We start from the raw sequence: 24,018 nt of genomic DNA on the forward strand, positions 1-24,018 counted from the left end.
TCCCCGTGCTTCTCTCCGATGGGGAGCACGAGGGGGACGAAGCGCACGGGGCATCTCGTGGAGGACCGCTCGGTCACGACGACGGCGGTGGCCGGACCCCTGCGGTGGGGGTCCGGCCACCGCCGTTTCGGTGGCGGCCGCCGTTCAGCGCACCAGCGCCGCGCAGCCGCAGGTCTCGGGGAGGACGGGGCCGTGTACCTCGTTCCCGAGGTCGGTGAACACACGCGCTCCCGGGGTGGCCCCGCACAGCGCGTCCGCCGCGAGGATCACCGCGGCCGCCGTCCACGTGCTCCGCTCGACCGGCCAGTTGACGTCCTCGGCGAACTGGTAGCCGGTCCAGTAGGCTCCGTCATCCGGGTCGCGCAGGTGCTGGATGTCGCCGAGGAGCCGCGTCCCCAGCTCGGTCTCGCCCATGGCCGCCAGCGCGAGCACCAGCTCGGAGGTCTCCGCACCGGTGACCCAGGGCTGGTCGCTCACGCAGCGGATGCCCAGCCCGGGGACCACGAAGGTGTCCCAGCGCTCGTTGATGCGCTCCTTGGCGGCGGCGCCGCGCACGGCCCCGCCGAGGATGGGGTAGTACCAGTCCATCGAGTAGCGGCTGCGATCGGCGAACACCGACTCGTGCTCGGCGACGAGGTGGCCGAGGTGGGCGGCGGCCAGCTCCCAGTCGGGTTGGGGTCGGCCGATCCGGTCGCCCAGCGCGGCCGCGCAGCGCAGCGCCTGGTGGATGCTGGCACACGCGGTGAGCAGCGCGTGGTCGCCGGGGCTGCCACCGGGGTCGCGTGCCCACTGGATCTCGCCGCGCTCGGTGCGCAGCCCCAGCACGAACTCGATGCCGCCGCGGACCACGGGCCACATCTCCTCGGCGAAGGCGTCGTCGCCGGTGATGAGCAGGTGGTGCCAGACGCCCACGGCCGGGTAGGCGGCGTGGTTGGCCTCGCGGATCGGGTTGACGACCTCGCCCTGGCGCAGCTTGGCCGGCCAGGAGCCGTCGGCGTCCTGGACCCCGGCCAGCCAGGTGTAGGCGCGGCGGGCGGCGTCGATGTGCCCGGTGGTCGAGAGCGCCATGGCGCACTCGACGTGGTCCCACACGTCCAGGTGCCCGCCGGGGAACCAGGGGATGGCGCCCTCGGGGGTCTGGGTGGCCAGTAGGTATCCGGCGGAGCGGGCGATGTCGGCGGCGTCGAGCACACCGGGCAGAGCGGGCAGCCCGGACGGGGAACTCATACGCGGTCCCGGGCCGGGGCGCCGGGGGTGTCGACGGCGCTCGCGTGCTCGCTGTCGAGCGGCTTGCGCAGGTACACGACGACGCTCTTGCCGATCACGGGGTTGAGCAGGCGCTCGGTGACGCGGGTGACCGCGGGCGCCTCCAGCATGTCCCAGACCAGGAGCTTGTGGTAGGCCTTGGCCAGCGGGTGGTCGTCGTCGTCGGTGCCCACCGCGCACTTGATCCACCAGTAGGGCGAGTGCAGCGCGTGCGCGTGGTGGTGCGGCCCGATCCGGAACCCGGTGGCCTTGAGCTTGGCCTCAAGTTCGGCGCGGGTGTAGATGCGGATGTGCCCGCCCTCGTTGGTGTGGTACTCCTCCGACAGCGCCCAGCAGACACGCTCGGGGAACCAGCTGGGGACGGTGACGGCGGCGATGCCACCGGGCTTGAGCACCCGGTAGAGCTCCTTCATGCCGAGAGTGTCGTGCGGGATGTGCTCGAAGATCTCGGCGGCGATGATCCGGTCGAAGGTGCCGTCGTCGAACGGCATGTCGAGCGCGTCGCCCTTGACCGTCTCGGCCTCCGCATCCGCGGGGGCCTCTCCCTCGGCTCGCATGGCGGCGAACATGGTGGCGACGTCGGCGAGATCGTTCTCGTTCTGGTCGAAGGCGACGACGTCCGCGCCGCGCCGGTAGATCTCGAACGCGTGCCGGCCGCCACCGCAGCCGAGGTCCAGGACGCGGTTCCCCGGTCCGACGGGGAACAGGGTGAAGTCGACGGTGATCAGGGCTGGCTCCTTCGGGTCGTGCCGGTCACAGGCGTGAGGTCAGGCCGCTCGGGCGCGCCTGGGCCTCCTCGATCGTCTGGGCGTAGCGGAGGGCGGTGGCCTTGGCCACCGCCCGCCAGGTGAACCGTTCCTGGACGCGCTGCCAGGCGGCGGCTCCCATGCGTGTGCGCTCGGCGGCGTCGTCGAGGAGCGCGCCGATGGCGGAGGCCAGTTCCTCGGGGTCGCCGGGGGCCGTGAGCCGCCCGGCGTCGCCGTCGTCGCCGACGACCTCGGGGATCGCTCCGGCGCGGCTGGCCACCAGCGGGGTCCCGCAGGCCATCGCTTCGACGGCGGGCAGTGAGAAGCCCTCGTACAGGGAGGGGACGACGGCGACCTGGGCGCCGGCGATGAGGCGGGCGAGTTCGGTGTCGTCGATGCCGCTGACGAAGGAGACGCGGTCGCGCAGGCTGAGCTCGTCGACGAGCCGGTCGGTGGGGCCGCCGGGCTTGGGCCTGCTGACGATGGTCACCGAGATGTCGCGTTCGGTGGCGAGCTTGGCGGCGGCGCGCAGGAGCGTGGCGACGCCCTTGAGGGGGCTGTCGGCGCTGGCGACGCAGACGAGGCGGCCGGGGACGCGTTCGACGTCGGGGCGCGGGTGGAAGTAGCGGGTGTCGACGCCGAGGGGGACGACGCCGATGGCGGGTCGGCGGACGCCGAACTCGCGCACGATGTCGTCGGCGGACGACCGGGAGGGGACGAGGATGGGCGCCAAGCGGCGGGCGACGCGGCCCTGCATGCCGACGAAGCTGTACCAGCGGCGTTTGGACAGGCGCTGCCATCCGGTGGCCTGCTCGACCTCGATGCGCCGGTCCACGGTGATGGGGTGGTGGATGGTGGTGACCATGGGGAAGCCGCCGGCCTGGAGGCCGAGCAGCCCGTAGCCGAGGGTCTGGTTGTCGTGGATGACGTCGAACTCGGAGCGCCGGCGGCGCAGTTCGCGCTGGGCGCGCAGGGAGAACGTCAGCGGCTCGGGGAAGCCTGCGGTCCACATCGTGCCGACTTCCAGGACGTCGATCCAGTCGCGCCACTGGGAGACCGGGGGTGCCTTGAACGGGTCGGCGTCGTTGTAGAGGTCGAGGCTGGGGAGCTTCTCCAGGATCACGCCGTCGTCGAGCTCGGGGTAGGGCTGACCGGAGAACACGGTGACCCGGTGGCCGAGTGCCGCGAGTTCGCGGGAGAGATGGCGGATGTAGACGCCCTGGCCACCGCAGTGCGGTTTGCTGCGGTAGGAGAGCAGGGCGACGCGCAGCGGACGTTGCGGATAACGACGTTCAGGATGCGACATGGATCCAACCCATCGGCAGGGGCCTGGTGTGAGGCGGCGCTGAGTGTGCAGGCGCGGGGCGTGGCGTCTTGGGGCGCGAGAAGTCGGTGCGTGAGAACTCGGGGTCGACGGGTTCCGGCTGGGCGGGCGTCGGCCGGCAGGGCCCGGTGTGGGCGCGGAGCGGGTGTCGCGACGCGGTTCCGGCCGGCACGGTCAACAGTTCACCTCGTTCGTCGCTCGTGGGCCCGGTGCGCGGGGCGCGCCCGTAGCGGTCGGTTTCGCTCGGGGCGACCCGTGGACGGCCCGTTTCCCAGAGGCCGACGGGCCCCTGCCGCCCGTCCCGGGCGGGTCGTCAGGGCCGGTGCTGGGACACTCGCGATGTTACCGGCCAGTTTAATACCTGGCCGTCACTAGCGGATATTCCGTACGAGGATCTTATGACGGGACAAACCTCCGGTTACCCTCGCCCCTCGTACCCGGATGGCATCGGGCGGTAGCCGTGGGGGCCGAGAAGTGCGTGACACGCGCAGAGCCGGTGGCGGGCGCCTGCCGCCGGGTGGTCGCGACCCGGTACCCGCCACCTGTGGTTCGCTCAGCGGTTGGCGGCCGGGGTGGCCTCGGCCGTGGACCGCGGCGCGGTGCTCGGTGCGGTCCAGTGCAGAACGCCCTCGCTCCCGGTGGTACGGATGGCCCGCCGTCTGCGCTCCAAGGTACGCAGGTGGGCCGCTGTCTCGGAGGCGGCCATGCGGCGGGCCAGGGCGTGCATGTCGCTCCACGGCCGCCGCCACGGCAGTGCCGCGGCCAGCTCCCACAGGGTGGAAGGCGTGCTGCCCAGTGCCTCGGCGAGGAGGTCGAGCTTCTCCTCGTGGTGCGCGATGATCTCGGCCGCACGCGGGCCGATCGCGGTGAACCGGTGCTCGTGCGCGGGCAGCGCCTGCGTGGCGCCGATGTCGCTGAGCCCGCCGAGCGACTCCAGGAAGGTGCTGAGCGGGTCGTGCTCGTCGTCGAAGGGGAAGAGGCCGATGTGCGGGGTGATGCCGGGCAGCAGGTGGTCGCCGGTGAACAGTCGGCCGTCGTCCTCCAGGTACAGGCAGATGTGGCCGGGGGAGTGGCCGGGGGTCCACACCACGCGCAGTCTGCGGCCGGGCAGGTCGACGAGCTCGCCGTCGGCCAGCGGGCGGTCGGGCGGCTGGGGTGGCTCCATACGCGGGTCCAGCTGTGCCCACAGGTCGACCTCCTCCGCGGAGGCCCCGGCCAGGCGCAGCTGGCTCACCTCCAGTTCGCGCTGGCCGCCGCCGCGCAGGTCGTCGATGCGCCCCAGGAGGTCGATGTCGGCCTGGTGCATCGCGATCCACGCCCCCGAAGCGGCGCGTACCCGTCCGGCCAGGCCCGAATGGTCGGGGTGGAAGTGGGTGATGACGACCCCGCGGACGTCCGCGATACTCGACCCCATGTGCTCCAGGCCGCTGCACAGGGCCCGCCACGACTCCTCGTGCTCCCAGCCCGCGTCGACCAGGACGGGTCCGCTCGGGCTCTCCAGCGCGTAGATCAGCGTGTAGCCCAGGGGGTTGTCGGGGATCGGCACCGGAATGCTCCAGATTCCCGAGCCGAGGTCCTCCACCGGTGGTGTCTCCCGCATGCTCTGGCCCCTCTCCTCGCCCGCCGGGCGCGGGCGTCCTTAGGTCCGTGCTCCGTGGTTCGAATTGAAACCGAATCGGATTCTAGAGTACGTACCTGCCCCCACCCGGCGACGGAGGCCCTCGACCCGGTCGCGGAGGTGCCGGGTGAGGCTGTGTCTCCGAGGTCGGCGGAGGGGCGCGGGAGGTCAGCGGTCGCGGCTCAGGATCAGGCCGCTCGTGGGCACCCCCGTTCCCGCTGTGACCAGGACGTTGGCGACCCCCTCGACCTGGTTGGCCGCGGTCCCGCGGACCTGGCGGACGGCCTCGGCGATCCCGTTCATCCCGTGGATGTAGGCCTCGCCGAGCTGCCCGCCGTGGGTGTTGACCGGCAGTCGGCCGCCGAGCTCCAGCTCCCCGTCGGCGGCGAGGCCGGGCGCCTGGCCGCGGCCGCAGAACCCCAGTTCCTCCAGCTGCACCAGGACGAACGGGGTGAAGTGGTCGTAGAGCACCGCGGTCTGGATATCGCCGGGCCCGAGTCCCGAGCCGCGCCAGAGCCCGTCGGCCACGATGCCCATCGCCGGAAGCCCCGCCATGTCGTCGCCGGGGTCCGTCGAGTAGTACGAGGTCATCATCATCTGGCCCGGCGCCGAACCCTGGGCCGCCGCGGTGACCACCGCGGGCGGTCGGCGCAGGTCGCGGGCGCGCTCGGTGCCCGTCACGACCACGGCGACTCCGCCGTCGCTCTCCTGGCAGCAGTCGAACAGCCGCAGCGGCTCCACCACCCAGCGCGACGCCTGGTGGTCCGCCAGGGTGATCGGCCGCCCGTGGAACCAGGCCCGGGGATTGGTGGCCGCGTGCCGCCGGGCCGCCACCGCCACCCGCCCGAAGTCCTCGCTCGTCGCGCCGTAGGCGTCCATGTAGCGGCGGGCGCACATCGCGACCCACCCGGCCGGGGTGAGCAGGCCGAACGGTACGTGCCAGCTCATCTCCAGCCCCTGTGACGTCGGTGCGCGCAGCGCCCCCGGTGCCGCCTGGCCGAAGCGGCGCCCGCTGCGCTCGTTGAACGCCCTGTAGGCCACCACGACCTCGGCCTGCCCGGTGGCCACCGCCATGGCGGCCTGCGCGACGGTGCCGCACGCCGCTCCGCCGCCGTAGTCCACCCGGCTGAAGAAGCGCAGGGCTCCGGCACCGATCTCGCGCGCCACCGCGATCTCGGAGTTGGCGTCCTGGGTGAAGGTGACCATGCCGTCGACGTCGGCGGGATGCAGTCCGGCGTCGTGCAGCGCGGCGACCACGGCCTCGGCGGCCAGCCGCAGCTCGCTGCGCCCGGACTCCTTGGAGAACTCCGTGGCGCCGATACCGGCGACGGCGGCCCTGCCCTTCAGCGCCATCGGCTCTCCTCTCCGCCGCAGCGCGGCCCGGGTACCTCCACGACCACGGTGCCGGTCACGTGCGTCCCGATGCCGTTGGTCCCGCGCACGGCCACGGTGGTCCGCGGCCCGTCGCGCTCGGCCACGGTCCCGCGGAGCGAGAAGGTGTCCCCGGCATGGTTGGGCACGCCGAGCCGGACGGCGATGGAGCGGACCCGTGCCGCCGGCCCGGCCCAGTCGGTGACGCAGCGCTCCACCAGGCCCTGGGTGGTGAGGATGTTCATGAACACGTCCGGCGACCCCTGGGCGCGTGCCCGGTCCGGGTCATGGTGGATGTCCTGGAAGTCGCGGGTCGCCAGCGCCTGGGCGATGATCGAGGTACGGGTCATCGCCAGGTCCAGGGCGGGAGCCCCCGCGGTCGGCGGCCGGTCCCGGGTGGCGGGCTTCTCCGCAGACCGCCACTGGGGCAGCACCAGGTCCTCGTCGACGCGTTCGAAGTCGACCCTGACCCGCATCCCCGAGTGGACGGCCTCGGGTGCGACCCCCAGGATGTTGCCGACCATCCGCACCCCTTCCGGTAGCTCCACGACCGCCACCACGTAGGGCGAGGTCCGGCCCGGAACGGCCGGGTGATGGTGGACGACGTGGCTGAACACCGTGCCGGTGCCTGCGGCCACGACGTGGTCGCGCGAGGTGGAGTGGCACGACGGGCACATCGGACCCGGCGGGTGGCGGAGTCGGCCGCAGTCGGCGCACCGCTGGATGCGCAGTTCACCGGCGAGGGCGCCATCCCAGAAGAAGTGGGTGTCGCAGCTGCGCGCCGGGCGCAGCGGGTAGGGCTCCGCGGTGGCGGGTCGCGCCGGGGCGGGAGCGTCGGCGGGGCGCTCCGCACGCGCCTCCCGGGCGGACGGCAGGAACTTGAGAACGCGGAACAGCATGGTGCCGACGCGCTCGCCCCCGCTGTACCAGGACGTGTGCCAGGTGAGGAAGTAGCCGGTGCCCAGGGCGGTGCGCTTGGGTCCGGCGAGGTCGCCGAACCTCGTCGTGGTTCGCAGGAGCTCGCCGGGGTGCAGGTAGCGGTCGAAGTCCTGCTCGCAGTCGGTGGCGACCACGCCCGAGTAGCCGCCGTCGGCGAAGCAGGCGAGCAGGTCGTCCACGGCGCTCCCGGGCCGCTCGGCGGCACCGTCGTCCCCGGGGCCCGGATACCCGGCCATCGTCCACACCTGCAGCATGGCCGGCGGCGCCACGAGGCCGTCGTGCCCGGCCCGGCGGGCGGCCTGCTCGTCGAGGTAGACGGGGTTGGTGTCGCCCATCGCCCGCACCCAGTGGCGGACCATGGGGGTGTTCACCGGGTCCGGCGCCGTGCCGCCGTCCACCTCGCCGCGTTCGCGCGCGGTGGCGGCCAGATCCATCAGCCGGGTGTGGACCACGTCGTCCACGGAGGGCGCGGGGCGGTCAGCTGTCACGGGGTCGTCCTTTCCGGTGTCGCGCCTAGCGCGGCGCGCGGGGCAGGCCCAGGCCGAGGGTGGCGATTAGCTCGCGCTGCACCTCGTTGACGCCCCCGCCGAACGTCATGACCAGGGCGCCCTTCGCGCCGGAGTCGAGGCGGGCCAGCAGGTCGCGCGTTCGGGGGTCGGCGGGGTCGCCGTAGCGTGACGCGGTGTCGGCGATGATCCGCGGCACCTCCTGCAGCCGCTCCGAGCCGTAGACCTTGTTGGCCGAAGCGTCGGCTGCGCCCAGCCAGCCGGTGTCGACGGTCGCGGCGACCTGCCAGTTCAGCAGTTCGTTCACACGCAGGTAGGCGTAGACGCGGCCGAGGGCGCGCCGGACGGCCGGCTCCTGGATCGGCGCCGGCCCGCCGCCGACCCGGTCGGCGGACCGCGCCCAGTCCAGGAACCGGTCGTAGAGGCGGGCGATGTTGCCGGAGGGGCCGAGGGTGAGCCGCTCGTGGTTGAGCTGGTCGGTGATGAGGCGCCAGCCCCGGTGCAGCTCGCCGACGAGGCGGTCGGCGGGGACGTGCACGTCGGTGTAGTAGGTGGCGTTGGTGTGGTGGTGACCGTCGGCCGTCACGATCGGCGTCCAGGAGAATCCGGGGTCGGCGGTGTCGGTGATGAGGATGGAGATGCCCCTGTGCTTCGGGGCGCCCGGGTCGGTTCGCACCGCCAGCCAGACGTGGTCGGCGAGGTGGGCGCCTGAGGTGTAGGACTTCTGCCCGTTGACGACGAAGTCGCCGGAGCCGGTGCGCACCGCGGTGGTGCGCAGCGACGCCAGGTCGGTCCCGGCCTCCGGCTCGGTGTAGCCGATGGCGAAGTGGAGCTCCCCGGCGAGGATCCCGGGCAGGAAGCGGTCCTTCTGCCCGGTGGTGCCGTGGTGCAGCAGCGCGGGGGCGACCGTCTGCAGGGTGACCAGGGGGTAGGGCACGTCGGCCCGGGTCACCTCGTTGACGAATATCTGCCGCTCCAGTGCGCCGAATCCGCGTCCGCCGTACTCGGCGGGCCAGCCCCACCCGAGCATGCCGTCGCGGCCCATGCGGCGGATGACCCTCGTGTAGACGTCCGGGTCGGTGGGGGCGGCACGCTCGTCGGGGGTCATGACCGTGGCGAGGTAGCCGCGTAGCCCGTCGCGGAGTGCGCGCTGCTCCTCGGTGAGATCGATGAACATGGGTGGGCTCGCTCCCAGGTCCCTAGGCGTGGTCGGGGTGGCGGAGGGCGGGCGGATCGGGAACAGGGGGGACGTGCACGGGGGTGTCCCGTGCGGCGAGGCGGCCCAGCGCGTCGAGTCGTGCCTCCGGGCCGCCGAGGACCGATGAGGCCCACCTGCCGATGGAGAAGAGACGGTGCAGGGGGTAGGCGGCGTCCACGCCGAGCCCACCGTGCAGGTGCTGCGCGGTGTAGAAGGCGTCCAGCACCTGGTCGGTGATGAGGAGCGCGGCGGCGGCCAGGACGTGGTCGGTGTCCTCGTGCGCGTGTGCGGCCGGGTCGCCGGCGGGCGGTCCGCTCGTGGCCAGCCGCCAGACCCCGGCCCACATCGCGGCGTCCAGGGCGCGGGCGGCCACGTAGATGTCGCCGACCTTCATCGTGACGGCCTGCAGTTCGGCAAGGGCGCGGCCGAACTGGCGCCGGGTCCCGACGTGCCGGGTGGTCAGGTCCAGCGCACCGGCCAGCGCGCCGGAGACGGTCGCGGCGAGTCCGGCCAGGGCACAGCGGTGCAGGACGCGGGCGGCGGCGCCGGTGGTGTCGGCACCCAGCAGCGCGGCGGCCGGGACCCGGGTGCCGTCGAGGCCGATCCGGGTGGCGGGGTCGGGTGTCCCCGTGGGGTGGGGGTGGTGGCTCAGGCCCTCGGCGTCGCCGGGGACGAGGAAGACACCGGTCCCGCCGCCGTCCAGTCGCGCCGGGACCAGGACGGTGTGCGCCGCGGCGCCGTAGGGGACGGCGGTCTTGACTCCGTGCAGGACGTAGCCATCGCCGTCGCCGTCGCGGTGGGCGGTCGTCGCCGGATCGGTGGTGCCGCCGTCGGCCCGCCCGGGTTCGCAGAAGGCCGCGGTCAGCAGCTGCTCTCCGGCCGCGGCGGGGGCGAGCGCGGCCCGCTGCGGCGGGGTTCCGCACAGCGCGACCGGCAGGGAGCCGAGCGCGAGCGAGGCCAGAGCGGGGACCGGTGTCGCGCGGGCGCCGACTTCGCGCAGCACCACCGCGACCTCGATGGGGCCCGGGCCGGTGCCTCCGGCATCCTCCCCGACGGCCGTGCCCAGCAGACCCGCCTGGGCCATGCCCTGCCATGCCGCGGTGTCGAACGCGGCCGGGGCGGGTGTGTCCGCTGCTCGGGCCGCCGGCGCGGCTACGCGGTCGAGGACGTCGGCCGCCAGAGCACGCAGGTCCTGCTGGTCGTGGTCGAGGGAGTAGTCCACGGTGCACTCCGCATGGATCGCCGTCGAAGCCCAACCCTGCACGCTCAGTAGAACAGATTCTATTGGGCGGCGCCAGAGTCCCTCAGGGGATGTGTTTCCGGTCTCTTTGGGGGCGCGGACGTCGCCCGATGAGGCCTTATCCACAGTTGTCTAATGATGAAGTTCTGGGTGATCCTTGGATAACGTGTTCTCATAGAGGTTCCGCCGGGCGCAGACGGATGGCGCCCGGGTGGCGGGGGAGAGGCCGGCACGGCCCGTTCGGCCGTGTCGCGGTCCTGCGGGGCGGACGTGCCCGCGACGACGATGATGGGAGAGACGCCGTGGCGGTCCAGGCGCCGATTGGGATGCGGATGCGGAATCAGAACCAGCGCCGCAAGCGGATCGTGCAGACGGCGGCAGCCCTGGCGCTGCGCGGCGGCGTCGAAGCCATGCAGATGCGCACGGTGGCCGAACGCGCGGGCGTCGCACTGGGCACGCTGTACCGCTACTTCCCCTCGAAGATGGACCTGGTCGTCGCGGTCGTCACCGAGGAGCTGGACCTGCTGGAGACCAGCATCAGCCGTCGGCCGCCGAACGCCGAGACGGCCGCGGGGCGCGCCGTCGACGTGCTGATACGGGCCACCCGCGGCCTGATGCGTGAGCCGGAACTCGCCGATGCGCTGGTGCGGTCGCTGATCATGGCCGAGGTCAAGACGGAGCTGGGAACGCGCATCACCGACCTGCTCTGGCGGGTGGCCACGGGGGCCCCGGTCGCCGAGGGTGAGGAGGGCGTCGTACCCGACCGCGACGCCGACGACTACGTCCTCGTCGGTTCGCTGGCGAGCATCTGGATCTTCGAGCTGCTGGAGATCCTCAAGGGGCACCGCGACATGGAGCAGGTGCAGCAGCGCCTGAAGGTCACCGCGGAACCACTGCTCGCAGGATTCTAGATCGCGGGCCGGGACTGCGCGCCCGTTTCGTCCGTGGTTTAAGGATCACCCGGAAGCCGCCGCGGGGGTGGGCGAAACCTGAAATTAACCTGAGCGGTTTCACGCCTCTATGCCGGGTTCTCACCCCCTCCCCAAAAATCAGAACCGGTTATATTCTGCTCCCCGGGCGCGCGGCTGGTACCAGCGGTCGGCATCATGGCCGGCGGCACACTGCGGCGGGAGGCGGCGTGGCGACCCCGGTCATCGTCGAAGCGGTCCGGACCCCCATCGGTCGGCGTCGCGGCGCCCTTTCCGGGGTGAAGCCGATGGCCCTCCTGGGGCACGTCCAGCGCGCCGTGGTGGAACGCGCCGGAATCGACCCGCACGAGGTCGGCCAGGTCTTCGCCGGGTGCGTGACCCAGGGCGGTGAGCAGGGCAACCACATCGGCCGATACGCCTGGCTGTACGCGGGGCTGCCGTGGCAGACGGGGGTCACCACCCTCGACGCGCAGTGCGGCTCCGGCCAGCAGGCCCTGCACATCGCGGCCGCGATGATCCGCTCCGGAGTCGTCGAGACCGCCGTCGCCTGCGGTGTCGAAGCGATGAGCCGCGTCCCCCTGGGGCGCGGCGTCCACCCCGACGACCCCCGTCCCCGCGACTGGGACCTCGACCTGCCCGACCAGTTCACCGCCGCCGAGCGCATCGCCCGCCGCCGCGGCCTGACCCGCCGCGATCTCGACGCCTGGGGTGTCCGCTCCCAGGCCCGCGCCGCCGCGGCGTGGACCGAAGGGCGGTTCGACCGCGAAATCGTCCCCGTGCCCGTGGCGCGGACCGGGGACCGGGCGACCGGTGGTGGAGGCCGCGGCGGCATCGTCGCCCGGGACGAGGGCCTGCGTGCGACCACCCCCGAGGGGCTGGCCGCGCTGCGGCCCGTCACCGGCGGCGCGCTGCACACAGCGGGCAGTTGCGCCCAGATCAGCGACGGAGCCGCAGCGGTGCTGCTGACCGGCGAGGAGCGGGCGCGGGCCCGGGGGTTGCGCCCGCGCGCCCGGATCCGCGCGCAGGTCCTCACCGGCGCGGAACCCCGCTACCACCTCGACGGCGCGGTCCGGGCGACCGGCAGGGTCCTGGCCGACGCCGGTATGACACTGGGCGACATCGACCTCGTCGAGGTCAACGAGGCCTTTGCGGCCGTCGTCCTGTCCTGGGCCGACCGGCACGACCCGGACCTGGACCGGGTCAACGTCAACGGCGGAGCGATCGCCCTGGGCCACCCGGTGGGCGCCACCGGGGCGCGGCTCATCACCACGGCGTTACACGAACTCGAACGCCGCGACGCCGCGACCGCCCTGGTGGCCATGTGCGCCGGCGGTGCGCTGGCGACCGCCACCGTCCTGGAACGGACCCCCTGACCCCGCAGCTCCGACACGGCCGGCAACGCGCCTCAGCCGAGGAAGTTCTTCAGGTCGTCGAGGAACTTCGCCATTCCGCTGCTCTGGCCCCCCGAGTCGCCGTCGGAGCCGTCGTCCTTGTCGCCGTCGCCCTTCCTCGGCGGGCTGCGGTCCTGGGAGGGGCTGGGGCTGGGCGACGGGCTGGGGTCGGCACCGGGAGCCTGCGCGCCCCTCCGGGCATCCCCGGGGCGTCCCTGCGTGGCCTCGTCGGCCTCTCCCGCCTCACCGGGCCCCTCGTCGGACCCGGGTGCCGCCCCCGGGTCGGCCTGCGGAGCTGTGCCCCCGGACCCGCCCGGCGCCACCCCCGATGCGGTGCCCCCGCCTCCGCCCGGGCTTCCGCCGGCGCCCCCGGCCGCGCCGCCCGCACCCGTGTTGTTCTCGGGGCTCAGCTCCCCGCTCAGCGGAGGAGGGGACGGCAGGCCGGGCGGACCGGGGTCGGTGATGGTGTCGCCGTCGCTGCCGTTCATGAAGACGGCGGTCGCCGACAGCACCACGGACGCCGCCACCGTGACCAGGCCCGAGATGGCCGACGCCGGCCAGCGGCGCTTCCGGGCCCCCCGGCCCTCGGCCTTCGCCGCGGCACCCTTCCCGGCACGTGCGGAGCGGTCCTCGTCCCGGCCCGGTGGCCGGGTCGGGGTGGCGATCGGCTCCGTGGCCGGGATCCGCTCGACGTCGTCGGTGGTGATGCGGTCCCGCGGGAGCGCCCGGGGCTCACGGCGCGGTTCCGTGCCGCGGGCACTGTCGCGGCGGGTCCCCGCTGCGGCCGCGGCCGCGCCGGGGACGCCCCTGCGTGCCGGGCGGGGGCGCTTCTCGCCGGCCCGGCGCCGCTGCGGCGGCGTGCGGCGTGCGGATCTGCGGCCGCTCGCCGCGCCCTTTCCCTGGGTCGGCTTCGCGGAGGCGCCCGACGGCTCCGCGGCCGCGGACGGCCCGGTCGAGCCCCTGTCGGCGCTTGGAACGGGGCGCTCGCGGTGTTGAGGGAAACCGTCGGTGGCCAGCGGCCGCAGCTCCGCCGCCGCCCTGCGGCGCGCCTCCGCCCCCTGCCGGCCGGTGCATGCGGCCAGGATCTCTCCGCGCAGGTCGGAGGGTGGTCCCGGCGGTTCGAGGACGGCCAGCAGGCGGGCCACGTCCGACGGAGTCCAGGCCGGTCTCTCCCCGCCGCTCTGCGCGGACCTGCCGCGCGAGGCGTCGCTGAGCTCGGGTGCCGGGGTGTCGGTGGAGCCGGTCGCCATGGCGTCCGCGGACATGACCATGTCGACGACGGACCCGGGCTCCTTGGCGAACTCGGAGAGGACGTCCGCGGCCCGGCGCACCGACGCACGGCAGAGTTCGCCCGCGATGTCGGTGTCGAGACTGAGGATTCTGGCGATCTCGGAGACCGGGAGCGCATGCCGCAGGTGCAGTTCGAGCAGCTCGCGGTGGCTGGGCGGCAGACGCCGCGCCACCTCGACGGCCGGGCGCTCGGCCGCGACCGTGGCCAGTCCGACGAGGGGCGAGCGGGTGGCGAAGCCGTGCCGCTGGCTCGCGGCCCGTGCCAGCGCGAACAGCCAGGGGCGCAGGAGGGTGCGGTCGCCCAGGTCGCCGACCAGCTCGGCGGCGGAGAGGAACGTCCGGCGCAGGGCCGCCGCCGCGGGCTCCTCGGCTCCTCCGCGGTTCGGGTGGGCGCTGCCCGCCTCGCCTGCCCCGTCCGTCCCGCCGTCCGCGGGCTCCACCAGTGACCAGCAGTAGCGGTAGAGCCGCGGGGCGAAGGTGTCGTAGCAGCGGTCGAATCCGCGCCCCTCGCGTAACTGCGCGGCGAGGTCCGCGTCGGACCCTTCCCCCCGCTGCCGTCCGGTTTCGCTTCGCGTCGTCACTGCCCCCTCCTCAAGTGCGACACACGGCCCCCGGCGGACCCCTGGAATAGAGACAGGGAGATAGCGCCTGAGTGGTCCGGACGACGCTAACGACGCGGGTGCGGTGCTGTCCGGCGCATGCGCGAGCTGTGGCGGGAGGGTAAGGATTCTGTCACTCAGGGTGGGGGTGCGCCGACGGGGGGCCGGACGGTGCGCTCCGCGATCCGGACCCCCGTAACCCCGCCGGGGGAGACGGCGGTTACTCGCCGCTATTCGCCGCCGCGCGAGGGAGAGCCGATCGCGATCATCCGCTCCACCGAGCGGCGCGCCCTGGCCGCGGTCTCCTCGTCCACCGTGATCTCACCGCTGCCGTCCCGCAGCGCTCCGAGCAGCTTGTCGGCGGTGATCATCTTCATGTAGTGGCACTCGGCGCGCGGGTTGACCGGCTCGAAGACCGTCGTGGGGTTGGCCGCGCGCAGCTGGTGCAGCATGCCGGTCTCGGTGGCGATGAGGACCTTGTCCGCCGTGGTCTGCTCCGCGGCGGTGAGCATTCCGCCCGTGGACAGCACCTTGACCCGCTCCTCCGGGACGGCGCCGCTGCCCGCCAGGTACAGGGCGGAGGTCGCGCAGCCGCACTCGGGGTGCACGTACAGCTCGGCGTCGGGCTCGGCCGCGGCCCGCTCTCGCAGGGTGCCGCCGTCGATTCCGGCGTGGACGTGGCACTCGCCCATCCACACGTGGATGTTGTCGCGCCCGGTGACCCGCTTCACGTGCGCGCCCAGGAACTGGTCCGGCAGGAAGAGGATCTCCCTGTCCTCCGGAATGGAGCGGATGACGTCCGCGGCGTTGGACGACGTGCAGCAGACGTCGGTCTCGGCCTTGACCGCGGCGGTCGTGTTGACGTAGGCGACGACGACGGCACCGGGGTGCTCGGCACGCCACGCCCGCACGTCGTCGGCGGTGATCGTGTCGGCCAGAGAGCACCCGGCTTCGGGGTCGGGGATGAGGACGGTCTTCTCCGGGGCCAGGATCTTGGCGGTCTCGGCCATGAAGTGGACACCGCAGAACACGATCGTGCTCGCGTCCACCGACGCCGCGAGCCGGGACAGGGCGAGCGAGTCGCCCGTGTGGTCGGCGACGTCCTGGATCTCCGGCCGCTGGTAGTTGTGCGCGAGGATGACCGCGTCGCGCTCCTTCGCGAGGCGGCGGACCTCCTGCGCCCACTCCGCACTGGTCAAGTTGCCCGTGGTGGCGGTGACCGTTGCCATGTCCTTGCACTTCCGTTCGGACGGGGGGACGGCGGCCGCGGCGGGCCGACGTCGTGTTTCCGGGCGTGTCGTTCCGACCACACCGAGTTTGTGCCTACTAGGCTAAAACTCGACAAAGCCTAACATGTGATTCATGCGCGGGACTGGGGCGGATGCGGAAGCCAAAGAGAGGGACGGAACCGGAGCAGCGGGCGGGGGCGTCGAGCCGCCGATGAGCCCGGCGCGACCGGGATCGCCGACACGGCCGTGCGACCCGCCGGGGCCGGGCGTCGCCGCGCACGAGGTCCTCGCCGTCGTCTTCCAGATCCGGCAGGACCGGTTGAGCGTGCTGCTCTGGCGCCGCGGCCTGCCGCCGTACGAGGGGCACTGGGTGCTTCCGGGCGGCGGGCTCGGCCACGGCGAGGGCCTGGGCGAATCCATCCGGCGCCAGCTCGCCCAGAAGGTGGATGTGCGCGAACTCACACACCTGGAGCAGCTGGAGACCCGCGGCGCCCCCGACCGGCACCCCCAGGGGCGCACGCTGGCCACCGCCTACCTGGGCCTCGTCCCGGCCGACATCGACCCGGTCATTCCGGAGGACACCGCCTGGCACCCGGCCTCCGACCTCCCCGAGATGGGCTTCGACCACGCCGCGATCGTGCACTCCGGCCGCCGCCGCCTGCGCGCCAAGCTCTCCTACACCAACATCGGGTTCGCGCTGGCCCCGCCGGAGTTCACCATGTCCGAGCTCTCCCGCTACTACCGGGCGGCGCTGGGGCACGACGTCGCCGCCACCAACCTGCGCCGGGTGCTGCTGCGCCGGGGGCAGATCGAGGAGACGGGGCGGTCGGTGCCCTCCGGTCGCTCCGGCGGGCGCCCGGCCGCGATGTTCCGCTTCCGCGCCAGGCGCCTGGAGATCACCGACGCCTTCGCCGTGCTGCGCCCGCCCGCGTGCCGGTGACGGCGGCGCTGTGTCATGTCCCATCCCGTGAACACGCGCCCGTGAGAAATCCGCAGCCCGGGACGTGTTAGCGTCCATTTTGTGATGATTCGCAGCGTGGTGTTCGACGTCGGCGAGACCCTGATCGACGAGACACGCATCTTCGCCCGCTGGGCCGACCGGCTCGGCGTGCCGCGCCTGGCCTTCTTCGGGCTGATGGGCGGCATGCTCACCCAGGGCCGCGAGCTCACCGACGCCTTCCGCGCGGTCAAACCCGGATTCGACCTCGACGCCGAATCCGCGGCCTGGCGTGCCGAGGAGCCCCACTCACTGCGCGAGAGCTTCGACGAGGGCGACCTCTACCCGGACGTCCGCCCCGCCCTGGCCGCCCTGCGCGGCATGGGGCTGCAGCTGATCATCGCCGGAAACCAGCCGTTGTCGGCGGCGCCCGCCCTGGAGGCGATGAACCTGCCGGTCGAGCAGATCCACGTCTCCGACGCCTGGGGTGTGGCCAAGCCCGACCCCGCGTTCTTCACCCGCGTCGGCGAGGTGGCCGGAGTCGGCCACGGCGAGATCCTCTACGTCGGGGACCGCCTCGACAACGATGTCGTCCCGGCACAGGAGGCCGGGATGCGCGCGGCCCTGCTGCGCCGCGGCATGCTGGGCTATCTGCACGCCGGACGTCCGGACGCCCGGCGGGCGGACGTGCTGCTCGACGGCCTGGACGAACTGCCCGAGTGGATCGCCGAACAGGGCTGACGCGCCCCTCCACCCGCGATGTCCCGACCCGTTTCTCCGGCCTCGGCGATGCGCGCCGAAATCCGCAGGCGATTCGGCGCGGTTCGCCGAGGGCGACGCACGGGCACGGAGGTGAGGCGGACAACACAGCCGCCCGCGTGCTTGTTTGCCGCTTCCTTTGCCGGGAAGATTGCGACCCGATCCGCATACTCAGGGGAACCGCCCCCATGCCCATGACCCACCAGGGGCTTCACCGCCCGGATGAGAGACGCGGCCACCCACCATGATCACCTTCGAGGGCGTTTCCAAGCGCTATCCGGACGGCACCGTCGCCGTCGACGACCTCGACATGACCGTCCCGGCCGGCCGGACCACCGTGCTCGTCGGCTCCTCCGGCAGCGGCAAGACCACCGCGCTGCGGATGATCAACCGGATGGTGGACCCCACCGGCGGTGTGGTCTCCATCGACGGCGACGACGTGCGCGACCGCGACCCCGCCGTGCTGCGCCGGTCCATCGGCTACGTCATCCAGCAGGCCGGGCTCTTCCCGCACCGCACCATCGTCGACAACATCGCCACGGTGCCGCTGCTGCTGGGACGGCCCCGGCGCGAGGCACGTGCCCGGGCCGGCGAGCTGATGGAGCTGGTCGGCCTCGAACCCGGCCAGGCCAGGCGCTACCCGCACCAGCTGTCCGGAGGCCAGCAGCAGCGGGTCGGCGTGGCCCGCGCCCTCGCCGCCGACCCGCCCATCCTGCTCATGGACGAGCCGTTCAGCGCCGTCGACCCCGTCGTCCGGGCGAGCCTCCAGGACGAGCTGATCCGGCTCCAGTCCGACCTGCACAAGACCATCGTCTTCGTGACCCATGACATCGACGAGGCCGTCAAGCTCGGCGACGCCATCGCGGTGTTCCGCCCCGGCGGCCGCCTCGCCCAGATGGACCACCCCGAGCGCCTCCTCGCCGACCCCGCCGACGAGTTCGTGGAGTCCTTCATCGGCTACGACCGCGGCGTGCGGCGGCTCTCGTTCTTCCCGGCCGGGAAGCTGTCGCTGCGCGGCGACGTGGTCGTCGGCGCCGACCTGGCGGCGGGGGCGGCCCGGTCACTGGCCAGGAGCCTGGACGAGCCCTGGCTGCTGGTCGTCGACGCCGAGCGGCGCCCGCTCGGCTGGATCGCCGCGGCCGCACTCGACCGCACCGAGGCCGACCGGGCCCTGGGCGACCTGGACCTGGTCGCCTACGGGCACGTCTTCACCGTCCCCACCGACTCGCTGCGGGCCGCCCTGGACGCCGCCGTCCTCTCACCGGCCGGCCGCGCCGTCGGCGTGGGCGAGGACGGCACGGTCATCGGCGTCGTCGCCCAGACCGACCTGGGCTCGGCGATCTGGTCGGTGGGCGAGTCCGACGGGCACGACGGCGCCGCCGCGGGCCGGGGCGCCGAGCCCGGCGAGGGCACCGGGGCCGCCGCGGGACGGGGTGCGCCATGACCGACGGCCTGTGCACCGCCGTGCGCGCCCTGGGCTCCCCGGCGGACGGAAGCCCGACGGTCCTCGCCTGGACCTGCGACAACTTCGCCGCGATCGTCTGGCCGCGGTTGGTCGAGCACATGGTGCTGGCCTACGTGCCGATCCTGCTCGGCCTGGCCCTGGCCCTGCCGATCGGTATCGCCGGCGCCCGGTGGCGTGCGCTGTACCCGCCGGTGCTGACCGGCGTGAACATCATCTACGCCATCCCCTCGATCGCGCTGTTCTTCCTGATGCTGCCCTACACCGGCTTCAGCCTGTGGACGGCGATCATCCCGCTGACCCTCTACACCCTGACGATCCTGGTCCCCAACGTCGTCGACGGCCTCGACCAGGTGCCCGACCACGTTCGCCAGGCCGCCGTCGCCATGGGCTTCGGCCCCCTGCGACGCCTGCTCCAGGTGGAGCTGCGCATCGCGGTCCCGGTCGTCATCGCGGGACTGCGGGTCGCGGCCGTCGCCACCATCAGCATGGTCAGCATCGCCTCCCTCGTCGGCCTGGGCGGCCTGGGCCAGCTCATCCTCAGTGAGGGCTTCAAGCGCCAGTTCCCGGCGCCGATCATCGTCGGGGTGGTGCTGTCGGTGGTGCTCGCGTTCCTCACCGACGCACTGCTGGTCGGCGTGCAGCACCTGCTGACCCCGTGGAAGCGCCGGACGGAGCGCCGCGGGAGGCGCCGGCCGGTGCCCGGGGCGCAGCCCCCGGAGACCCGATCCCCCAGGACACAGCCGCCGGCCGTACCGGCGGCACCGGGCGCACCGCGGGAGGACGGATGAACGTCGTGATGTGGATCCTGGAGTGGCTGGCCCAGCCCGAGAACTGGGCCGGTCCGGGCGGGATCCCGGTCCGCTTCGCCGAACACGTCGGCTACTCGGCCCTGGCGCTGCTGCTGTCGGCGGCCATCGCCGTCCCCCTCGGACTGCTCACCGGGCACACCGGCCGCGGCGGCTTCCTCGTCGCGAGCCTCGCGAACTTCGCCCGCGCGCTGCCGACCATCGGCGTGCTCTTCCTCGTGGTGCTCCTCGTCGGCATCGGCCTGCTGCCGGTCATGGTCGCCCTGGTCGCGCTCGCGGTGCCGCCCATCCTCGTCAACACCTACGAGGGTGTGCGCAACGTCGACCCGCAGCTCAAGGACGCGGCCCGGGGCATGGGGATGCGGGGCCGGGAGGTGCTGCTCCGGCTGGAGGTCCCGGTCGCGCTGCCGCTGATCCTGCTCGGCCTGCGTACCTCCGCCATCCAGGTCATCTCCACCGCCACCATCGCCGCCTACGTCGGCATCGGCGGGCTGGGCCGGTTCATCGTGGACGGGCAGGCCCGCCAGGAGCTGCCGATGATGCTCGGCGGATCGCTGCTGGTGGTCGTCCTGGCGCTGCTGGTGACCGCGCTGTTCGGCCTGCTGGGGCGGGTCCTGGTCGCACCGGGGCTGCGCCGCGGCACGCCGGTGTCCCGATGACCGCCCCACCCTCCGCCCACCTGTGAATCCGACCCACCTGCCGACCCCACCCACCGACCTCGGCTCCACCGGCCGCGACGGAAGAGAAGATAGGCACGACATGCGAAGACCGATACGCTCCGCGCTCGCCGGACTGGCCCTGCTCCCGGTTCTCGCCGCCTGCGGCGGTACCGACCCCTACGGCGAGGGCGCCACCAGGGACGACGGCGGCGGCAAGATCGTGGTCGGGTCCGCCGACTTCCCGGAGAGCACCCTGCTCGCCCACATCTACGCCCAGGCCCTGGAGGCCAAGGGCCTGGACGTGGGAACCCAGCTGAACATCGGCAGCCGCGAGGTCTACTACGACCAGATCGCGGCCGGCAACCTGTCGGTGTTCCCCGAGTACAACGGCTCCATCCTGACCTACCTCGACCCCGGCGCCGAGGCCAGGGGGACCGAGGAGACCGACGCGGCCGTCACCGAGCGGCTGCCCGAAGGACTGGAGATCCTCGACCCGTCCCCGGCCGAGAACAAGGACTCGGTGACGGTCACCGAGGAGACCGCCCGCAAGGAAGGCCTGAAGACCCTCGCCGACCTTGAGAAGGTCGCCGGGAACATGACGCTCGGCGGCCCTTCGGAATTCGAGACCCGCGCCCAGGGCGTCCCTGGCCTGGAGAAGACCTACGGTGTGACGTTCGGGAACTTCCGTGCGCTGGACGTCTCCCTGCTGCCCCAGGCGCTCAAGGACGGCGACGTTCAGGCCGCCAACCTGTTCACCACCGACCCGGCGATCGTGAAGAACGGGTTCGTCCCGCTGGAGGACCCCGACGGCCTCTTCGGCACGCAGAACGTCACCCCGCTGGTGTACGGCGACGCCGTGGACGAGGAGGCGCGCGCCGCGCTCGACGCCGTCTCGGCCGAGCTCACCACCGAGACGCTGAGCGAGCTGAACGAGCGGGTCAGCATCGACCACGAGAACGCCGCCGACGTGGCGTCGGACTGGCTCGCCTCCGCCGGCCTCGCCTGAGGTCCGCCCCTTCGTCGATCTCGGAGCGATCGGGGTGGGAAATCGCCGGGGAGACCCCGGTTTCTTCGAGATCGACGAAGGGTGCGCGGCTTCGGCCGTCCACCGGGCCTCGTGCAGCCGGTGGACGGCCGTGGCTTGAGGGCGGGCGAGGGGCTCGGAGGGTCGGGGCACGGAAGGTCGTTGTGCGGTGCGATATCGGGGGCGGGTTCGGGACATCTGGAATCGGATCAGAGGATCATGGCCAGGATCAACCCGACGATGAGGATCCCGAGAACCGTGTAGAAGCCGTCCATGCTTCCATTGCACTGCGGACATGGCGCGGGAGAAAACTAGCGAGTAGGCGGGAAAAGGCTCTCCCGAAGGTGCGGCGAGCAACCTCTCTAGAGAGTTTCGGCTACCGCAGAGCGCGGTACCGCCCGTCGTGCCTGATCAGCGGGGACGGGTTGGCCCGCACCCCCGCCACCTCCGGCAGGGAGTCCACCGCGGCCAGGTAGACGACGTGGTCGCCCGCCTCCACCCGCTGCGTCACCGAGCACTCCAGGGCCGCAAGCGCCGAGCCGAGGATCAGCGCCCCGGTGCGCTCGCCCCGGTGGTGCGGCTCCGCGGCCAGCAGCAGCCGCGCGGACGGCCGCCCCTCGGCGGCGAACCGCCCGGCGATGGCCCGATGCCCCTCGCCGAGCACGTTCACCGCGAAGGCGCCGCGCAGGTCGATGACCTCCCGCAGGTAGCTCGTCCGGATCACACTGAGCATGACGATCGGCGGGTCGGCGGAGATGGACGCGAACGCGCTGACCGTGCTGCCGATGTCGTCGAGCTCGTCGGCCACCGTCACCACGGTCACCCCGGTGGGCAGCAGCGCCATGGTCTCCAGGAACTCCCCGGGATTCACCGGATCTCCCACTCCCCGGGCATGACCAGCGGACCGGCGGCGGGCAGGCCCAGCCGCTCGGTCAGCCGCGCCAGCGGCCCCCACATGCTCACCCGCACGTCGGCCTCGCTCTTGTCCTCGCTGGACTCCGCGGGCAGGAACCGGTCGAGCGGGCCGGGCTGAGGGAACAGGCGCAGTGGCGCGGTCGACGGGAGTCCCGCCTTGGCGCGGGCCAGGCGGACCGCCGCGTCCAGCCCGCCCAACTCGTCGACCAGCCCGCGCTCGTGGGCGTCCTGCCCGGTCCACACGCGACCCCGGGCCACCTCGTGTACCTGGTCGCGGGAAAGGCCGCGGGCCTCGGCCACCTTCGCGGTGAAATCGTCGTAGATGGCGTCGAGCAGCGTGTTCACCCGCTCCCACTCCGACTCGGTGAAGGGCCGGTCGGGGGTGAACATGCCGGAGTGCTCGCCGCCGTCGATCGCGTCCGTGCTGATGCCCACCCGGTCCATCAGGCCCTTGAGCACCGGCTTGCCCACGAACACGCCGATGGAGCCGGTGAGCGTGCCGGGGTGGGCCACGATCGCGTCGGCGCCCAGCGCGACGTAGTACCCGCCGGACCCGGCGACGTCGCCCATCGTCGCGATGACCGGGGTGCCGGACTCGCTGGTCAGTTCGGCCTCGCGGCGGATGACGTCGGAGGCGACGGGCGAGCCGCCGCGGCTGTCGACGCGGAACACCACGGCTCTGACCTGCGGGTTGCGGCGCGCGGCGCGGAACGCGGCCGCGATCGTGTCGGAGCCCATGCTGGTGCCGCCGCCCAGCGGGGAGCGGCGGCTGCGCCCGGTCTCCACCGTGCCGGAGGCGTGGATCAGCGCGATGAACTCATCGCGCCGCACCGCGGGAACCCGCTCGGCCATCGCCTGGCGGTGCTGGTAGCGGGTGACGAACTGGAGCGTCGGCCGACCGTCCCCGTCGGCCCCGGTGCCCTGGGGGTCGGCCGCGCCCTCGGGGGCGAAGCGCCCGAGCAGGTCGTCGATGACCTCGTCGCGGTAGGCGAGGCGGTCGACGAGCCCGTGCGCTTGCGCCTCGGAGGCGAGGAACGGGCCACGCCCGACGAGTTCCCGCACCCGTTCGGGGGTCATGCCGCGGCCCGCGGCGACGCCCTCGACGACCTGGTCGCTCAGCGACTCGACGATCCGGCCGGTGGCCTCCCGGTGCGGCTCGGTGAACTCGCGCTCGGTGAACATGTTGACGGCGTTCTTGTACTCGTGCCGCGCCCCGCCTTCGTACTGCACGCCGAGCTTGTCGATGGCGTCGCGCACGAACGTGCTCCGGATGCTCAGGCCGGTCAGCCCCACCGTGCCGGTGGGCAGCAGCGCGATCTCGTCGAACGCGGCGGCGAGGTAGTAGGGCACCGTGCCGGGGGCGAGCTCGCCGAACGACTCACTCCACGCCACCGCGGGCTTGCCCGCGCCGCGGAACGCCCGCACGGCGTTGCGCAACTCCTGGACCTGGGCGAAGCCCAGAGGCCTGCCGTCGACCCTGGCGATCAGCGCCTTGACCCGAGGATCCAGGGCGCCGCGGCGGATGCCCTCGACGAGGTCGGTGAGGCGTTGCCGCCGCTTGGTCAGGATCCGGCCGATGGGGTCGGCCGGAACCTCGTCGGTGACGCCTTCGGTGAGGTCGAGTTCGAGGACCAGCGGTGCGGTGCGGCGCTGGCGGATCCGGGTGACGGGGTCGAGGAGCTTCGCGACATCGGGCATGCCCTCAGGCTAGTGGCTGGGTCGGCGCCGGGCGATGGCGCGGTGATGGCACGCTCTTTGGCACGGGGCACCGGGCCCTCCCGCTATCGTCGATGGGTCACCCCCGACC

The 24,018-nt window shown here is 73.1% G+C and carries 20 protein-coding genes; 8 read left to right on the forward strand and 12 right to left on the reverse strand.

The genetic code is table 11. The features are described 5' to 3' along the window. Positions 1-144 precede the first annotated feature (144 nt). The 8 genes from HNR23_RS02175 to HNR23_RS02210 form a co-directional block, all read right to left on the reverse strand. On the reverse strand, positions 145-1,227 hold the full coding sequence (locus HNR23_RS02175) for a prenyltransferase/squalene oxidase repeat-containing protein (protein ID WP_184072973.1): 1,083 nt from the start codon (positions 1,225-1,227) through the stop codon (positions 145-147). After that, the gene (locus tag HNR23_RS02180; protein WP_184079742.1) at positions 1,224-1,994 is read right to left on the reverse strand and encodes a class I SAM-dependent methyltransferase; all 771 of its coding nucleotides are present in this window, start codon (positions 1,992-1,994) and stop codon (positions 1,224-1,226) included. The genes HNR23_RS02175 and HNR23_RS02180 overlap by 4 nt, the downstream gene beginning before the upstream one ends. Before the next feature lie 25 nt (positions 1,995-2,019). Then, positions 2,020-3,318, reverse strand: coding sequence for a glycosyltransferase family 4 protein (locus HNR23_RS02185; protein ID WP_184072975.1), 1,299 nt, complete (start codon positions 3,316-3,318; stop codon positions 2,020-2,022). A 571-nt stretch (positions 3,319-3,889) separates the two neighbouring features. Next, positions 3,890-4,936, reverse strand: a complete 1,047-nt coding sequence (locus HNR23_RS02190; protein WP_184072977.1) for an MBL fold metallo-hydrolase — start codon at positions 4,934-4,936, stop codon at positions 3,890-3,892. A 186-nt stretch (positions 4,937-5,122) separates the two neighbouring features. Continuing rightward, entirely contained in the window at positions 5,123-6,307 is a 1,185-nt protein-coding gene (locus HNR23_RS02195) for a lipid-transfer protein (RefSeq protein WP_184072979.1), read from the reverse strand. Beyond that, a complete protein-coding gene (locus HNR23_RS02200; RefSeq protein WP_343070389.1) occupies positions 6,298-7,752 on the reverse strand; it encodes an OB-fold domain-containing protein in 1,455 nt (484 codons plus the stop codon). Before HNR23_RS02200 ends, HNR23_RS02195 begins: the two co-directional genes overlap by 10 nt. Before the next feature lie 25 nt (positions 7,753-7,777). Beyond that, positions 7,778-8,947: an acyl-CoA dehydrogenase family protein gene (locus HNR23_RS02205; RefSeq protein ID WP_184072981.1), complete on the reverse strand. Its 1,170-nt coding sequence runs from the start codon at positions 8,945-8,947 to the stop codon at positions 7,778-7,780. A gap of 22 nt (positions 8,948-8,969) precedes the next feature. Further along, positions 8,970-10,190: an acyl-CoA dehydrogenase family protein gene (locus HNR23_RS02210; protein ID WP_184072983.1), complete on the reverse strand. Its 1,221-nt coding sequence runs from the start codon at positions 10,188-10,190 to the stop codon at positions 8,970-8,972. Positions 10,191-10,534: 344 nt separating this feature from the next. Here HNR23_RS02210 and HNR23_RS02215 point away from each other — a divergent pair, with 344 nt between their 5' ends. Next, positions 10,535-11,119 carry a TetR family transcriptional regulator gene (locus HNR23_RS02215; RefSeq protein ID WP_221308001.1) on the forward strand — a complete coding sequence of 195 codons (585 nt, stop codon included), beginning with the start codon at positions 10,535-10,537 and terminating at the stop codon, positions 11,117-11,119. A 227-nt stretch (positions 11,120-11,346) separates the two neighbouring features. Continuing rightward, positions 11,347-12,510 carry a steroid 3-ketoacyl-CoA thiolase gene (locus HNR23_RS02220; RefSeq protein WP_184072987.1) on the forward strand — a complete coding sequence of 388 codons (1,164 nt, stop codon included), beginning with the start codon at positions 11,347-11,349 and terminating at the stop codon, positions 12,508-12,510. Between the two features lie 32 nt (positions 12,511-12,542). On the opposite strand, the gene HNR23_RS02225 is transcribed toward HNR23_RS02220, so the two are convergent. Together HNR23_RS02225 and nadA are read right to left on the reverse strand one after the other, a co-directional pair. Beyond that, positions 12,543-14,399 (reverse strand): hypothetical protein, encoded by a 1,857-nt coding sequence (locus HNR23_RS02225; protein WP_184072989.1) that lies wholly within the window; start codon positions 14,397-14,399, stop codon positions 12,543-12,545. A gap of 248 nt (positions 14,400-14,647) precedes the next feature. Continuing rightward, positions 14,648-15,646, reverse strand: a complete 999-nt coding sequence (gene nadA / locus HNR23_RS02230) for a quinolinate synthase NadA (RefSeq protein ID WP_184072991.1) — start codon at positions 15,644-15,646, stop codon at positions 14,648-14,650. 211 nt (positions 15,647-15,857) lie between these two features. On the opposite strand from nadA, the gene HNR23_RS02235 reads away from it, so the two are divergent. From HNR23_RS02235 to HNR23_RS02260, 6 genes are all read left to right on the forward strand, one after another. Then, the gene (locus HNR23_RS02235) at positions 15,858-16,586 is read left to right on the forward strand and encodes an NUDIX hydrolase (protein ID WP_246421908.1); all 729 of its coding nucleotides are present in this window, start codon (positions 15,858-15,860) and stop codon (positions 16,584-16,586) included. A gap of 84 nt (positions 16,587-16,670) precedes the next feature. Then, positions 16,671-17,324 (forward strand): HAD family hydrolase, encoded by a 654-nt coding sequence (locus HNR23_RS02240; RefSeq protein WP_221308336.1) that lies wholly within the window; start codon positions 16,671-16,673, stop codon positions 17,322-17,324. Positions 17,325-17,586: 262 nt separating this feature from the next. Continuing rightward, on the forward strand, positions 17,587-18,786 hold the full coding sequence (locus HNR23_RS02245) for an ABC transporter ATP-binding protein (protein ID WP_184072995.1): 1,200 nt from the start codon (positions 17,587-17,589) through the stop codon (positions 18,784-18,786). Continuing rightward, complete coding sequence (locus HNR23_RS02250; protein WP_184072997.1) at positions 18,783-19,595, forward strand: ABC transporter permease; 813 nt, start codon at positions 18,783-18,785, stop codon at positions 19,593-19,595. Before HNR23_RS02245 ends, HNR23_RS02250 begins: the two co-directional genes overlap by 4 nt. Beyond that, positions 19,592-20,272 (forward strand): ABC transporter permease, encoded by a 681-nt coding sequence (locus HNR23_RS02255; RefSeq protein ID WP_184072999.1) that lies wholly within the window; start codon positions 19,592-19,594, stop codon positions 20,270-20,272. The genes HNR23_RS02250 and HNR23_RS02255 overlap by 4 nt, the downstream gene beginning before the upstream one ends. 100 nt (positions 20,273-20,372) lie before the next feature. Continuing rightward, positions 20,373-21,278, forward strand: coding sequence for a glycine betaine ABC transporter substrate-binding protein (locus tag HNR23_RS02260; RefSeq protein ID WP_184073001.1), 906 nt, complete (start codon positions 20,373-20,375; stop codon positions 21,276-21,278). Between the two features lie 394 nt (positions 21,279-21,672). Here HNR23_RS02260 and HNR23_RS02265 read toward each other — a convergent pair whose 3' ends face one another. Both HNR23_RS02265 and sppA read right to left on the reverse strand, forming a co-directional pair. Beyond that, complete coding sequence (locus HNR23_RS02265) at positions 21,673-22,140, reverse strand: flavin reductase family protein (protein WP_184079748.1); 468 nt, start codon at positions 22,138-22,140, stop codon at positions 21,673-21,675. A 23-nt stretch (positions 22,141-22,163) separates the two neighbouring features. Beyond that, positions 22,164-23,909, reverse strand: coding sequence for a signal peptide peptidase SppA (gene sppA / locus HNR23_RS02270; protein ID WP_184073003.1), 1,746 nt, complete (start codon positions 23,907-23,909; stop codon positions 22,164-22,166). Between the last annotated feature and the right edge of the window lie 109 nt (positions 23,910-24,018).

The organism is Nocardiopsis mwathae, from assembly GCF_014201195.1.
Taxonomy (GTDB): Bacteria; Actinomycetota; Actinomycetes; order Streptosporangiales; family Streptosporangiaceae; genus Nocardiopsis_C; species Nocardiopsis_C mwathae.